A 14,180-nucleotide genomic window follows, 5' to 3' on the forward strand; every position below is an offset into this window, starting at 1 on the left:
GAATCGGGTAGCCGCTAATATTTATTAGAAGAATTACTGGTCAGAGGCACACCCGCCTCAAGCCACTTCCTGGATGGCTCAATTCAAGCCGTCCCTTCTGCCCAGCCTGATAGTCAGTCAAAACTGAAGGTGTAGAAAAGATCCACTGCGGGTGCAAGACCGGCTTGCGCCCGGACGGATAGCCGTTTGGTGAGCGTGTAGTTGATCTTCACGATGCTTCCAACACCGGTGAGCCCCTGTTCGTAGCTGAGGTAGGCGCGTGAAGACAGTCGTTTGCCCAGGGAAAGTACAGTGCTCTCCAGACCGCCCGCACCTTTAAGGCTGACTTCTTCCAGCCCAGCCGAATGGGCGATTTTCTGCTGCAGGGAGACTGATTCACCTGCCGCCAGCAGTGCTCCTGCTGCGGCTTGCAGTGCGCTGAATTCCTGGCCGCTGGAGTCTTCCAGTCCGTGGCCCAATACCAGCCAGGAGAGTTTTTCACTGTCGGGAACATTGGGGTTGGAAACCAGCTTCACGCTTGGCGATTGTGCTGTGCCGGTGAGTGCCACACCCGCTTCGACAGGCTGGTTTTTTCGTAAGGCAATAATGTTGAGACCCGGATTGTCTATAGGCCCCTGGAAGTTAAGAATGCCGCGCTCGATTTTAAGATTCTGTCCATAAGCCCAATAGCTTCCTGTTACCACGCGTATGCTGCCGCGGGAGGTAAGGGGTGCGTTATCTGCGCCCCTGAGTGCTAACCCCCCACCCAGTTGTGCATCCAGTCCTTTGCCTTTTATAAAGAATTTGTCACCCAGATCCAGATCAAGATTGAAGCTCAGGTTGTATTGCGGCGTTTTTTTCTCGATCACCTTGGTCCGGCCCAATACGACGACATCCTCGCTTGGCGTTGGAGTGCCGCCTTTGGGTAGTTCAATCAACCCCTTATCTGCCTTGAGCTTTGCAGTTAGTTTGATCTCTTTTCCGGCAATCGTTGCATCACTCGTTCCGCTGAGAATGAGAAGGCGGTCCGGACGGGAGAGGACTTGAAGTTTGTCTGCCTTCAACGATAACTGCATGGCTGGCACCCCCCCTTCAAATGCGACCCGGCCCTGACCTTTGAGGTTTCCGTCTCCGCCACGAACTGTCAGGTCTTTGAGAAGCAACGTCTGATCCTGCAATTCCGCCTGAAAGCGCCCTTCCGTGAAATGCAGACCCTGGTCTGGCAATGCCACGATGAAGCGGTCTCCGTTTATATTGCCGGTCAGTCTGGGTTGTGCGAAGGTGCCGCCCACATGCACGAGTGCTTTAAGGGAGCCGTCAAAAGTCAGTGCGCCGGTTTTGTCGAGCAGCGGCTTTATCCAGGCCAAGGATTCCATGGCAAGGGTAACATTTCCTTGTACGGGTGCGTCGCCGGCGATACCCCAGGACCCGTTTCGGGATGAGAGCAGGCTTTGCCCATTGGCCTTGAAGCTACCCAGGTTGGTGCCGGTAGCTTCTAACCGGCCTTGCAACTGGTTGTTTACTGCATCCACATTCAGGGTGAGGTGGCTGAGACCTAAAGTGGGTCGCGGGATGCTGGGGAAAGTGACGTCACCGCGCTCGCGCCATAAAGCGAGATGCCCATTAATTTTGTCACGCAGGGCAAACTGCCAGTTTCCACCCAGTGTGAGGTCGGTCTGAATGTCCGTATTCTCTTCTGCGAACCCTTGCAGGTAGGCTAGAGGCATGCCTTTTAATTCCCCGTGGCTTGAAATCTGGCCGGTATTATAGGCAAGCTCATTCAAGACAATGCTGGAGCCAACGAAATCGAAGTGCGCACTGCTTAGCAGAAAATGTTGCTGGGCTACTTCCATTTTTGCCGGTGACTTGAGTGCCAGTTTATGGCGCCCGCGGTTAACCAGGTTCAGCATTTGACCGGACCATCCTGACTTGTCGCTCCAGCCGCCGGCAAACCGGCTTTCAATATCGAAATCGGGATTTTTAGCCTGGAGTTGCAACGTGTGCTTGATGCGGGTTCCCTGTGCGATCAAGCTGGCTTGGTCAATGTGCAGTTGCGGTGTAGTCAGACCATGCAGGGTGGTTTTCAGAGATAGCGGGCCATCCACTCCCTTGTCCAGGCGTCCCTCGGTTTGCAAATTGGCCACGCGATATTCCTTGCGCCAGGACAGGCCGCTGACTTTTGCGTCGAAATTACCGGATGGCGCAGCAAACCGTCCCTCCAGCGCGCCCTTGGCATGCACTTGCCCGCCGAGTTCCGGATCTATCATGGCAAGATCGTCAGCCTCAATCTGGAAGTTGAGGCGATCACCTGGACTGCCTAAAGCACCTTTTGCCTCCAATCGGTTGCGAGCCAGTCGCAACATGACCTCACTGTCCCATATGCGCGTGGTGGAAACGTTCAGATTGCCCTGGCCGGAAAGTGGCTGATGTCGGAAGTGGCTGTCAGCGATAGTAAATCTCACAGTGGCCTGTGGTTCTTTCTCAAGATGGCCGGTGCCGGAGATTGATGCATTAACCCTGGCTGCCGGATAGTCTCCGAAATCGGATGGATTGAACCCCTGTAAGGCGCCTGCCAACTGGAATGATTTAGCACCTTCCAGCGCCAGCGTGCCGTGGAGAGCGAGACTGCCGGCACCCGCTTTGACGATAGCTTCGCGTAATTCGATAACCGCATTCTGCTGCCGTGCATCCAGATGGAGTTGAAAATGCTGGTAACGCAGATCAGCCTTTAGCTGCTGGCCTTTTGGCGCTGCTTGCAGGTGAATCTCACCGGCAAGTTTCATCGGGCGCATCTTGCTATGCGCCCCTTTGGGATTGAAGTTTGCAGTGGCGAGATCGAGTTGCAATTGCTGATCTCTGACCTGACCGTCGCCTTTGAACTCACCGGCGTCGGCCAGGTCCAGGTGAATTGCGCTCAGATCCAGGTGGCTCAACGTACCGGCAAACAGGGTCGCAATCTCGCGCAGCGGCAAGCGCGATGCATCCCACGGTCCGGGCAGAGAATTGTGGACTACGATGCTCCCTTTCAGGTCTTTTGCGCCCTGGCGCACCACGGTAACCACTGCGCTGAGGTCGGCTTTGGGCAGGTCCTTGCGAAGTAGCGCCGGATTCATGCCCTGTGCTTTGATTTGCGCTTCGGCAAGAGGGAGTTCATCGAACGGCGTGAGCTTGGCATGGATTTCTGCATCACCACCCAGGGTGCTGGCTTTGGCTTTAAGCAGGAGTTGCGTTAAATTGCCTGTGGCATCCGCAACGGTGCTATAGGTTGTCCCCTCTGTCTGCTGCAGGCTGATATGCGCCTGCACTTTAAATGGTTTGGTGTCTCCCAGCACCATTTCGCCCTGTGCGCTTCCCCATTCAGTCACAATATTTCGCAGATTCAGCTTGTAGCTATCAGTTGCTTTGTCCACGCTGAGTTTGATGCCGCTTAGAACTTGTTCCGTGCCGCCAATTTTAAGCACGATTCGGTCTATGGTAATGGCGGGAGCGGACAATGTGACCGGCAAATGCAAGGTCTCTGGCAGCGTGATGGGCTCTTCACTCGGCTTGATCTCGACAATCTTCAGCTCTTGCAAAGCAAATCGGTCGAACTGGATGTGTCCCTTGATCAGCGCGAGGGGAGCCCAGTCCAGGTTGACCCCTTTCACTTCGAAGCGTTTTTCGGCGGTTTTAAAACTGAGGGATTCGATACGCAGCGGGCCATACAGAGAGCCGTGCACAGTGCGCAGAACAAGCTTGCCGTCACTCATTTGCTCGACCTGTTGCGCGCCCCAGCGTAATGCAGATTCTGTCCCTGTTAGCCAGGCCAGAATGGCGACAATGACCAGCATGCCGAGTAATGTGCGGATGGCGTAGACGCCAGTTTTCTTGAGTCTCATGTTTAGCATTAAAAGTTGAATCCCAGCGAGAAATGCATGCGCACCTCCTTTTTGTCCTGACCGTAAGCGATGTCAATATTCAGCGGGCCAACGGGACTCTTCCAGCGTGCACCCGCGCCGTAACCATATACCGGTTTCAGGTTGCTTAAAGAGTCTGCGGCATTACCACCATCGACGAAAACAGCCGCACCCCATTGGGCTGTCAGCCAGTGAACATACTCAGCGCTGGCAACCGCCAGATAGCGGCCACCGACGACTGCGTTCCCTTCATGTATTCCAAGGCTTTGATAGGCGTAGCCACGCACCGTCTGATCACCGCCAGTGCGAAACAGAAAATCCGATGGAATACCATTGCGGCTTTTGGCTGCCACCACGCCCAATTCGCCGCGCAGGATTAGTTGATCGCGCTTACTTAAAGGGTGGAAATACACAGCTCGGCCATAGCCACGCAAGAAATCCTGATCTGACAGAAGGGCACGTGCTGCTGCGTCTGCCTGGAGGTTCACCAGATAACCGCGGGTTGGATAGAGGAGATTGTCTATGTTGCGTAGCGTCCAGGAGTAGGTAGGACTAAGCGTAGAGTTTTGCGTACTTGCTCCTCCATCGACATCCTGCTGTTCAACCAGGTAGCGGAGGCCGTAGCTGGTTTCTGTTTTTCCCTGGATGAAGGTGCGTTTGCCGCCCACAACGAGCTTTTGGGTCACAACCCCCACGATGTTAGTGCGTTCTAGCAGGGTGTTGATACTGTCGCGGTATCCTTCTTCGGTCAGGGGGAACTGCAGATCGCCGCCTAGAGACTGGATTTTTTGGTCGAGTTTAAGCGTACCGCCAAGCCGCCAGGCGCGGTCGAGAAAGTGGAGATCTCGATAGTCCACTTGGCCACGTGCGCCAGTGTCGGTGCTCATCCCGATGCCGAAGCCCAGTTTCCTGGATTGCGTTTCGATTACTTCAACCTGAACGGGTACGCTGGTTGGCTGTTTGGGGTCAGTTTCCACACTCACGGCAGCACTCGAAAAGTAAGGACTGTCCTGTATCCGAGCCTGTAACCCCAGTATTTTTGCCTGAGAATAGGGCTCGCCAGGCTTGATGGGATTCATACGCTCGATGATGCTGGAAGGATAACGCTGAAGACCTTTGATTTCTAACGTGCCGAAGGTAAAAGCCGGACCGCTGTCGAGGGTGGCTTGAAGTTCAGCGCTCTTTGTTTCCGGATTAACGGTAGCGCGGCTGTCTGCAATTGAAGCAGCCGGGTAGCGATCGAGCAGCAATGCCTTGAGGGCTTTTCGCTTGGCGGATTCCCAGTCATCGTGGCGAAACACTGCGCCGGGGCGTAAGCCCCAATCCGCCTGCATCTTTTCCTGGCGCGTACGGTTTTCTGCGGAACCATCATCGAAGGGGCCGGTGACTTGAAGGTCGAAAGCGGTTACATGCACTGGCTCGCCCGGGTCCACAATCAGCATGACTGCCCACCGGCCATTTTTAGATGCCATTTTTGCGTCGATCTGAGGCGAATAAAAACCCTCAGTGGCCAGAAATTCGCGTATCTGTTCCGGCGCCAGTCGGACTAGCCGCTGTAGCTGGATTTCATCCATGCGTTCATTGCCGCGCCAGCGGTAGAGGTCGAGATGGTCTTCCAACAGATTGCGCTGAGCAAGGGGCACCTGAAGCTCGACGTCATAACCAAAAGTTTCCTGGCCATCAGAGGCAAGGGCGCCCTGCGCCATGGCCACCAAAGCCAGGATGCAGACGTACGCCAGAGCAGTAAATGGCGACAGTTTCATGGATTTTTCTTGCGTATCCAGCGGATGAGCTCCCATACCAGGATCGCCGCCAAACCACCGGCCACACCAGCCAGATAACTGGGTATGACAAAATCGAAAGCCATTAGCCATAGCCGACCGGCTACGAAACTGGTGATAAGCATGGCGACAATCGTGATGATAATTTTGTGCCATAGTTTCATTTTAAATTTCCTTTCTCTGGCGCTTAGAAAGCGTGTGCTTACCGCATTCTCGTCATGGCATAGTAACCCCATCTTTCGGACAGACTGCGGAATGGAACAAGCCATGACTCATGGGCGTTGGCTCAAACTGCCAAGGGTTGGTTTTCCTGTTTGCTTTAGTATAAAGGCCTGACTGTTCTCTTCCAAACGCGGTGTGTACTGGATGCCATGATTAGTGTTGAACTATCCTGATTCCCAGGCTTACATTTCTGGCAGATTCAGCCAAAATGCCTGATGTGGATCCGGGCTATGTACAAGAACATGAAAATTGACGGTTACGAGACCGCTGTGACGAGCAAAGACAAGGGCCCCTTATGGTTGCCGTGCTTGCTTAAGCACGCTTTTTTTGTACTTTCATCTGTGCAATACTTATCCTGGATGGTTGGAGCATATTGTGCGGCTAAAATTGTAGCTAAATGCGGTAGCTGGAAACCATGTCGATTATTTTGTAACTCATTGTAATTGCATTTGTGTATTGGGTTTGTTGATGGGTCACGCCCTCTTCGTCATCTTGCAGTCTCCTTTTGTTTTCGCCCTTTTTTGCGCCGCTGAACTAAAGTAAGATTTGGTATGCATATTAGACTGTATCAAAATACTTATAAACCTATAAATAAATGTTAACAAACTGATTTCATAATGGCTGTAAAATCAGTTTGGATAGTCACATTAATTTGCAGCCTGAGTAAGCTGGGGCTCACTGGCTTAGCGAGAAAATAATCATGCAGCAATCAGTCGGTCATACAGAAAATTCAAAGGACAGTATCGAGGTCAAGAATACGACCTGCTACATGTGCGCCTGCCGCTGCGGTATTCGTGTCACGGTGAAAAACGGCGAGGTACGCTATATCGAGGGTAACCCCGAGCACCCCCTGAACCAGGGCGTGATCTGTGCCAAAGGTTCTTCCGGCATCATGAAGCAGTACTCTCCTGCACGCCTGACCCAACCGTTGCGCCGTAAGCCAGGCTCCGAGAGGGGGGCAGGTGAGTTTGAGCCAATTTCCTGGGAAGAGGCATTTACTCTGATGGCGGATCGGCTTGCCAAGATACGCTCTACCGATCCGAAAAAATTTGCGCTGTTCACCGGCCGAGACCAGATGCAGGCACTGACCGGGCTGTTCGCCAAGCAGTTCGGTACGCCCAATTACGCTGCTCACGGCGGCTTCTGCTCGGTTAACATGGCCGCCGGCATGATCTACACGATAGGTGGCTCGTTCTGGGAGTTCGGCGGGCCCGATCTGGATCGTGCCAAGCTGTTCGTGATGATAGGCACAGCTGAAGATCATCACTCCAATCCGATGAAGATGGCGTTGTCCAAGTTCAAGCGCAATGGCGGTCGCTTCGTTTCGATCAATCCGGTCCGTACCGGCTATTCCGCCATCGCTGATGAGTGGGTGCCGATCCGCCCCGGCACGGATGGCGCTCTGATGTTGGCGCTGATCCACGAAATCATCCGCCTCGGCCTGTACGACCGCGATTTTCTGGTGCAGTACTCGAACTCCGCCGAACTGGTGAACCTAGACGAAAAGAGCAGCGAGTTCGGCATGTTCGTGCGCACCGAGGTGCCGGAGGAGGAGGGTTGCTTCGACCCGCAGAACAAGCTGTGGTGGGATCGTATTTCCAACAAACCGGTGGTTACCCGCAGCGAGGGCGCTGATCCCTTCCTCCGTGGCGAATTCAAGCTCCACGATGGCACACCGGTGAAGCCTTCCTTCCAACTCCTTCAGGAGCGCGTCGAGGACTATACGCCGGAATGGGCAGAAGGGATTACCGGCATTTCGGCCGAAACCATTCGTCGCCTTGCCCACGAGATGGGCGTTACCGCGCGCGATCAGAAGATCGAGTTGCCAATCGCCTGGACCGATACCTGGGGTAAGGAGCACGAAACGGTGACCGGCAATCCGGTTGCCTTTCATGCCATGCGCGGCTTGGCTGCCCATTCCAATGGCTTTCATACCATCCGTGCCATGTCCATTTTGATGAGCCTGCTCGGCACTATCGACCGGCCCGGCGGGTTTCGTCACAAGGCGCCGTTCCCGCGGCCGATTCCACCCTGCGCCAAGACGCCTAAGGGTCCGGAAGGAGTGCAGCCGAATACGCCGCTGGGCGGCATGGCGCTGGGCTGGCCTGCCGAGCCGGAGGATCTGTTTGTCGACGAGAATGGAGAGCCGGTGCGGCTCGACAAAGCATTTTCCTGGGAATACCCGCTCGCTGTCCACGGTCTGATGCACAACGCCATTACCAACGCCTGGCGCGGTGATCCTTATTCGATCGACACCATGCTGATCTTCATGGCGAACATGGCGTGGAATTCGTCGATGAATACGGTGCAGGTGCGTGACATGTTGAAGGACAAGCGCGAGGACGGCGAGTACAAAATCCCCTTCCTGATCGTGTGCGACGCCTTCCAGTCTGAAATGACCTCATTTGCTGACTTGGTGTTGCCGGATACGACTTATCTCGAACGTCATGATGTGATGTCCATGCTCGACCGGCCAATTTCGGAATTCGACGGCCCCGTGGATTCGGTGCGTATTCCAGTGGTGCCACCTACCGGCGAGTGCAAGCCGTTTCAGGAGGTGCTGATCGAACTGGGCTCGCGCCTCAAGCTGCCGGTGTTCGTCAACCCGGATGGCTCGCGCAAGTACCGCGATTACCCCGATTTCATCACCAATTACGAAACCGAGCCGGGTTCCGGCATCGGCTTTCTCGCCGGATGGCGCGGCAAGGGCGGGGAGAAGTTCATGCGCGGCGAGCCCAATCCGCGTCAGTGGGAAATGTACGCCAAGAACAACTGTGTTTATCAATACCACCTGCCGCGATCCTACCAGTACATGCGCAACTGGAACCAGGGCTATCTGGAATGGGCGCAGCGCCACCGCCTGACTCGCTATGCGGAGCCGATCAACATCCATATTTATTCCGAAGTGCTGCAGAAATTCCGCCTCGCCGCCCAAGGCAAGACTGATGGGCGTCAGCCTCCCGAGCGCCTGAGGCAGCGCATCGAGACGTATTTCGACCCGCTGCCGTTCTACTATGAGCCGCTGGAGATACAGCTCAGCGATAACGCCAAATATCCGCTCAACGCGGTGACCCAGCGGCCGATGGCGATGTATCATTCGTGGGATTCGCAGAATGCTTGGCTACGTCAGATTCACGCCCATAACTACCTGTTCGTGAACCCCGTGACCGCACAGATTCAGGGTATCGCCGACGGCGACTGGATCTGGGTCGAATCGATGCATGGCAAGGTGCGTTGCATGTGCCGTTTTAGCGAGGCGCTCGAGCCGGGTACAGTGTGGACCTGGAATGCCATCGGCAAGGCCAAGGGGGCATGGAATCTGGCGCCCGAAGCGAACGAGTCGGAAAAGGGTTTCCTGCTGAACCATCTGATTTCCGAAGAATTGCCGGCCAGTCGTGATGGCATTCACCTTTCCAACTCCGACCCGGTCACTGGACAGGCGGCATGGTATGACGTCAAGGTGAAAATCTACAAAGCGGCTGAGGGTGAGCCGGAGCAGACCTCCCCGCAGTTCGTGCCAGTGCCTGCTGCACCCGGCACCAGCAAGGTTCGGCGTGCCTGGCAGGCCTTTTTTGCTGGAAAAGGAGAGTGGAAATGACCCAGCTTGCCCTGGTCATCGACCTCAATGTTTGTGTCGGCTGCCATGCCTGCGTCACCAGTTGCAAGGAATGGAATACCTCCGGTTCAGCGGGGGCCATGTCGGGTGACCGTCCCTACGGCGCTGACCCGACCGGCACCTTCTTCAACCGGGTGCAGACTTTTGAGGTCGGTAGTTTCCCCAATACCGAGACAGTGCATTTCCCCAAATCCTGTTTGCATTGTGAGGATCCACCTTGCGTGCCCGTGTGCCCTACGGGTGCTTCATACAAGCGCAAGGAGGATGGCATCGTGCTGGTGGACTACGACAAGTGCATCGGCTGCAAGTATTGCTCCTGGGCCTGCCCTTACGGTGTGCGAGAAATCGACGAGCATCAGAAAGTGATGAAGAAGTGCACCTTGTGCGTCGACCGGATTTATGACCAGTCCTTGCCTGAAGCGGAGCGCAAGCCGGCGTGCGTGTTGGCCTGCCCGACCAGTGCACGTCTGTTCGGAGACGTGCATGATTCGGAGTCGGTGGTTTCGGTGGCGATCCGGGAAAGCGGCGGTTATGCATTGATGCCAGAGTGGGGCACCAAACCGGCCAACCATTACCTGCCAAGGCGCAAGACTCAGATCAGGATACATGCTGATGAACTGATGCGTGCCGACAACCCGCTCAAGAAAGAGCGTCTGCTACCGCAACCGGACAAGAGCGAGCCGTCTCTGGACGACGTCACTTCCTGGTAAGCATAGTCCTGAGTCCTGAGAGGAAAGCCCTGAGTAGTTGGCGCTACGCGGGGTTTTACTCAGGACACAGGACTCAGGACTTTATTAACTGGAGTTTTTATGCATCCCGCGTTTTCAGTGATTTTCCTCACCACCCTGATTGGCGCCGGCCAGGGGTTGTTCCTGGCCCTTTACACCGGCCAGGTTTATGCATTTTTCCATTTGTTGCCGCAGGCAGATGGCCGTTTTTATGCGATAGGTAGCTTGATCGCTTTGCTGCTCCTGATCGGTGGGTTGGTGGCTTCCTTCTTCCACCTCGGTCATCCCGAGCGGGCATGGCGCTCGGCGGCGAAGTGGCGCACCTCCTGGCTGTCGCGTGAGGTGATCGTGTTGCCGGCGTTCATGGGTGTGGTATTCCTCTATGGTGTGGCGCATTTCCTTGGCTGGCATGCCTCACTCGTTACCTTCGGCACGTTGACTCTGGATGCGACAATGGTGCTCGGCGTGCTCGGTACTGTACTGTGCTTCGCATTGTTCCTGTGTACTGCGATGATATACGCCTGCCTGAAATTTTTGCAGGAATGGCATAGTCCGCTGACGGTTGTGAATTACCTGCTCCTCGGCAGCGCTTCAGGCTTCACCCTGGCGACAGCTTATTCGGTATACGCTGCACCCAATCTGGTCGGGTTTTACGGCGAATGGGCGATGGTGATTACTCTGCTGGCGCTGGTGACACGTGTCGCATCGCTGGTTCGCAATGCGCGTCTTAAGCCGAAATCCACGTTGCAAACGGCGATTGGTGTGCGCCACGGCCAGATTGTGCAGAAATCTCAGGGCTTTATGGGAGGTTCATTCAACACCCGCGAGTTCTTCCATGGCAAGGGCGCGGGTTTGTTGCGCTCGGTCAAATGGGTGTTTCTGGTGCTGGTGTTCGTGCTTCCGCTCCTGCTATTGGCCGGTGGACTATACGCTTCCTTAAGTGGATTGCTGTTTGCCGCTTTTTTGGTGCAATATGTGGGCCTGCTCGCCGAGCGCTGGTTTTTCTTCGCACAGGCCAACCATCCGCAGAACCTTTATTACCAGACTATTTCCTGATTATTGCAGGTGTTAAATGGAGAAATCATGAGTCGCGTTATCCTGACCTTGTGTATCTTGTTTTTTACTAATGCCGTGTGGGCCAAAGCACAAATTCCCGAGCCCAGGGTCGTGAAAATCAACGAGCGTGTGTACGCTCTGCTCGGTCCGATGGGTTTGCCGAGCCAACATAATCAGGGTTACATGGTGAACAGCACCGTGATCATCGGTGATCAGGGGGTGATTCTGGTGGATAGCGGCGGCACGGATGTGGTCGGCAAACATTTGGCGAAAGCGATTGCCAAAATTACGCCTAAGCCGGTTACCCATATTATTAATACTCATCACCACGGCGATCATCATTTGGGCAATGTCGCGTTCAAGGGTGCAGAAATCCTCAGTTCAGAACAGTGCAAGGTGCTGGTTGAGAAAACTGGTGAGGAATGGATACAGATCATGGAGAGCATGATTGGTAGCAAGTTTCCCGGTACCCGTCCAGTGCCAGCTATGGTTACCTTCAAGGAAGAAAGCACCAGTGACCGCAACCTTCAAGGTGTGAAAATGCTGTTGTGGGTACCCCGTGGCTCACATACGCCGGGTGACATGATGGTCTATCTTCCGGATGATAAGGTGCTGATCGGTGGGGATATTCTGGTTAATACAACAACTCCGGTGATGCGCGACGGTCATATCCGCAACTGGGTAGAGGCTCTCGCCAAGGCGCAGGATTTCAAAGCTACCACCATCGTGCCTGGCCATGGACCATTGATGACCATGGCGGACGTGGCTAAGTTGCATAAGCTCCTGGCTGGTTTCTATGCCGGTGTGGAAGCTGGGTACAAGAAAGGCCTGAGCGATAGCGAAATTCGCAATACGCTGGATCTTGCCGAATGGAAAAAGCTCAAGGAATATGAAGTCAACATGGGCGGAAATATCAGCCGCGCCTACCTCGAGGTTGAGGCGGCGAATTTCTAGCGGCAGCTGTTAATCGCTCTGCTACGTGCGGAGTATCCTGAGTTCAGGGGTGGGATGAGGCTGGAGCGGAAGGAACGGGATCATCGAAATCCTCGAACTTCTCCCGTGGTGGATTGCCATCATAAATTAAACCACGGCGCCGCTGTAGATAGGCATCACGCAGAAAGACGTAGCGGTCGAGAGCGGCTTCATCCAGAATTTCCTCCGTATCGAGCAGGCGCGCACGGGTATCCACAGTGTCGATGGCAATCGCCGAATTGCGTTCGGGGACCGGCGTATGTTGTACCACCGGATCGAAGTGGGAATCAACTACCCTTCCAACGGCATCTCGCACGGTGCTGGGGCCAAAGAATGGCAGCACCAGATAGGGACCGGTGTCGACACCCCAATATCCTAGCGTTTGTCCGAAGTCTTCGTTATGTTTAGGCAGATCCATCGAGGTGGCGACATCGATCAGGCCGGCAATGCCGACCGTAGTGTTCCAGACCAGACGACTGAAATCAGTGGCGGCCCGTTCGAGTTTGAACTGGAGCAGATCGTTGAGCAGCACCAGTATGTCATCCAGATTGGAAAAGAAATTGGCAACGGCGGTGCGCACCGGATCAGGCATGGCTTCCTTGTATCCTGTGGCAACCGGTTTGAGCACCGCTTTGTCCACCGCATCATTGAATTTGTAGATGCCGCGGTTGAGCGGTTCCAGAGGATCGCGCGGGTCACCGTTAGTGGCGCAGCCGAGCAGGGAGAGGCTTAATAGCATCACGGTCGGGAGCTTGAAAAAGTTTGCACGCATTATTGCAGTATCCGATGTTATTTTCAGTTGGCCATTGTATCAATGATTTCCTGATGTAGGAACTATCCGGGTTATGAAGCATTGCAGGATATGTTGTGACTGGAAGACTGTCACTGTCTAGCGATGCCTGCCTGGGGCGCTTGCCCACTGATCAGGGGGCACCTGTTCCGTGATTTTTAAGAGTAGCATCAAATCGCCCATGATATCCAGATCGAAGCCCTTGCGGTTGCCACGGTTGTCGATGATCAGTTCGCTCAGGTATGAGAAACATCCAGGATGGCCCCAAACCAGGACAAGTTTTTCCGCAATATGGGGAAAATCAGCTTCTATGGAGGATAGGCTGGGGTCTGCTTTCGGCTGGGCAGGTGTGATTCCGACAGATTCTCTCGCCAATCCCGCATTGAGTCGAGGCAGGGGGGCTTTGCTGTTACCGGGCGCGCTGCTATCGATGGCCCTTCCCGCCAACTTGGCAATGCGGCTTTCCAGTTCGGTAGCTATTTCCTGGGGGTTTTCCGGGGTTAATAGCAAGCGTGCCTCCTTTTTGAATATTGTTATTTATTTCAAGTGAGGCCGGTGTTGCCAATATATCTTTTTGGTATGGAAGTGAGTCTGGTTGCTGTCAGCTTGGTTTCCGGTCGTACATTTCACGGCTTAACGCTAGTCACCGATTTTGATGGAATCTGCCCATATGTCAGTGTGTGCACGTTCTGTAATGGCCAGCAGAAGCATCAGCTCACTCATGACATCCAGGCTGAAGCCCTGACGATTACTGCGATTATTGATCATCAGCTTGTTGAGATAGCCCTCGCATTCCGGGTTGCCCCAAACCAGAGTAAGATTCTCCGCGATATTAGGAAAGACCGTTTCGAGAGCGGATTTGTCGTTGGTGATTTCAGATTGGCTGGGTTTGGTGTCGGTCGCCGTTTTAATTTCTCCATCTGCTTCCGTTACACCCGCATTGAGTTGAGGGAAGGCTGCCTCGCCATCGCCGCATAGTAAGGTTGAAAGGGTTGGGGGATGCGGGTTGGCGGCGGGCTCACTGCTGCCAATGACCATTCTTTCCAGCCTGGCAATGCGGCTTTCTAGCTCGGAGATTTTTTCCAGAGCGTTCTCTAGGGTTGGTAGCATGAGACTCCACGTTGGATCTTGTTGATTTTT

General features: G+C 54.5%; 10 protein-coding genes. 4 read left to right on the plus strand and 6 right to left on the minus strand.

The window, feature by feature from the left end; genetic code table 11:
• Positions 1 to 113: 113 nt before the first annotated feature.
• Genes SCD_RS05975 through SCD_RS16580 form a run of 3 tightly spaced genes read right to left on the minus strand, consistent with a single transcriptional unit; the run spans position 114 to position 5,820 of the window.
• On the minus strand, positions 114 to 3,866 hold the full coding sequence (locus SCD_RS05975) for a translocation/assembly module TamB domain-containing protein (protein ID WP_009206013.1): 3,753 nt from the start codon (positions 3,864 to 3,866) through the stop codon (positions 114 to 116).
• Positions 3,866 to 5,638, minus strand: coding sequence for an autotransporter assembly complex protein TamA (locus tag SCD_RS05980; protein ID WP_009206012.1), 1,773 nt, complete (start codon positions 5,636 to 5,638; stop codon positions 3,866 to 3,868). The genes SCD_RS05975 and SCD_RS05980 overlap by 1 nt, the downstream gene beginning before the upstream one ends.
• Positions 5,635 to 5,820 carry a hypothetical protein gene (locus SCD_RS16580; protein ID WP_009206011.1) on the minus strand — a complete coding sequence of 62 codons (186 nt, stop codon included), beginning with the start codon at positions 5,818 to 5,820 and terminating at the stop codon, positions 5,635 to 5,637. The genes SCD_RS05980 and SCD_RS16580 overlap by 4 nt, the downstream gene beginning before the upstream one ends.
• A 758-nt stretch (positions 5,821 to 6,578) precedes the next feature.
• Between SCD_RS16580 and SCD_RS05990 the strand changes: the two genes are divergently transcribed.
• The 4 genes from SCD_RS05990 to SCD_RS06005 all read left to right on the plus strand — a co-directional run bounded on the left by SCD_RS05990 (position 6,579) and on the right by SCD_RS06005 (position 12,232).
• On the plus strand, positions 6,579 to 9,476 hold the full coding sequence (locus SCD_RS05990) for a molybdopterin oxidoreductase family protein (RefSeq protein WP_009206010.1): 2,898 nt from the start codon (positions 6,579 to 6,581) through the stop codon (positions 9,474 to 9,476).
• Positions 9,473 to 10,204, plus strand: coding sequence for a 4Fe-4S dicluster domain-containing protein (locus tag SCD_RS05995; RefSeq protein WP_009206009.1), 732 nt, complete (start codon positions 9,473 to 9,475; stop codon positions 10,202 to 10,204). The genes SCD_RS05990 and SCD_RS05995 overlap by 4 nt, the downstream gene beginning before the upstream one ends.
• Positions 10,205 to 10,303: 99 nt before the next feature.
• The gene (locus tag SCD_RS06000; RefSeq protein WP_009206008.1) at positions 10,304 to 11,278 is read left to right on the plus strand and encodes a dimethyl sulfoxide reductase anchor subunit family protein; all 975 of its coding nucleotides are present in this window, start codon (positions 10,304 to 10,306) and stop codon (positions 11,276 to 11,278) included.
• Positions 11,279 to 11,305: 27 nt separating this feature from the next.
• Positions 11,306 to 12,232, plus strand: a complete 927-nt coding sequence (locus SCD_RS06005; protein ID WP_009206007.1) for an MBL fold metallo-hydrolase — start codon at positions 11,306 to 11,308, stop codon at positions 12,230 to 12,232.
• Between the two features lie 43 nt (positions 12,233 to 12,275).
• Here the strand turns inward: SCD_RS06005 and SCD_RS06010 are convergent, their stop codons facing one another.
• The 3 genes from SCD_RS06010 to SCD_RS06020 all read right to left on the minus strand — a co-directional run bounded on the left by SCD_RS06010 (position 12,276) and on the right by SCD_RS06020 (position 14,150).
• Complete coding sequence (locus tag SCD_RS06010; RefSeq protein ID WP_009206006.1) at positions 12,276 to 13,022, minus strand: MlaA family lipoprotein; 747 nt, start codon at positions 13,020 to 13,022, stop codon at positions 12,276 to 12,278.
• 117 nt (positions 13,023 to 13,139) lie between these two features.
• The gene (locus SCD_RS06015; protein WP_009206005.1) at positions 13,140 to 13,550 is read right to left on the minus strand and encodes a hypothetical protein; all 411 of its coding nucleotides are present in this window, start codon (positions 13,548 to 13,550) and stop codon (positions 13,140 to 13,142) included.
• A 129-nt stretch (positions 13,551 to 13,679) separates the two neighbouring features.
• On the minus strand, positions 13,680 to 14,150 hold the full coding sequence (locus SCD_RS06020) for a hypothetical protein (RefSeq protein ID WP_009206004.1): 471 nt from the start codon (positions 14,148 to 14,150) through the stop codon (positions 13,680 to 13,682).
• Between the last annotated feature and the right edge of the window lie 30 nt (positions 14,151 to 14,180).

It is taken from the genome of Sulfuricella denitrificans skB26, from assembly GCF_000297055.2.
In the GTDB taxonomy this organism is placed as follows: Bacteria; Pseudomonadota; Gammaproteobacteria; order Burkholderiales; family Sulfuricellaceae; genus Sulfuricella; species Sulfuricella denitrificans.

What these genes read in the sequence shown, in the direction of transcription:
- SCD_RS16580 (WP_009206011.1), bottom strand. Translation starts at nt 5,820, where the DNA reads ATGAAACTATGGCACAAAATTATCATCACGATTGTCGCCATGCTTATC.
- SCD_RS05995 (WP_009206009.1), top strand. Translation starts at nt 9,473, where the DNA reads ATGACCCAGCTTGCCCTGGTCATCGACCTCAATGTTTGTGTCGGCTGC.
- SCD_RS06010 (WP_009206006.1), bottom strand. Translation starts at nt 13,022, where the DNA reads ATGCGTGCAAACTTTTTCAAGCTCCCGACCGTGATGCTATTAAGCCTC.
- SCD_RS05975 (WP_009206013.1), bottom strand. Translation starts at nt 3,866, where the DNA reads ATGCTAAACATGAGACTCAAGAAAACTGGCGTCTACGCCATCCGCACA.
- SCD_RS06000 (WP_009206008.1), top strand. Translation starts at nt 10,304, where the DNA reads ATGCATCCCGCGTTTTCAGTGATTTTCCTCACCACCCTGATTGGCGCC.
- SCD_RS06020 (WP_009206004.1), bottom strand. Translation starts at nt 14,150, where the DNA reads ATGCTACCAACCCTAGAGAACGCTCTGGAAAAAATCTCCGAGCTAGAA.
- SCD_RS05980 (WP_009206012.1), bottom strand. Translation starts at nt 5,638, where the DNA reads ATGAAACTGTCGCCATTTACTGCTCTGGCGTACGTCTGCATCCTGGCT.
- SCD_RS05990 (WP_009206010.1), top strand. Translation starts at nt 6,579, where the DNA reads ATGCAGCAATCAGTCGGTCATACAGAAAATTCAAAGGACAGTATCGAG.
- SCD_RS06005 (WP_009206007.1), top strand. Translation starts at nt 11,306, where the DNA reads ATGAGTCGCGTTATCCTGACCTTGTGTATCTTGTTTTTTACTAATGCC.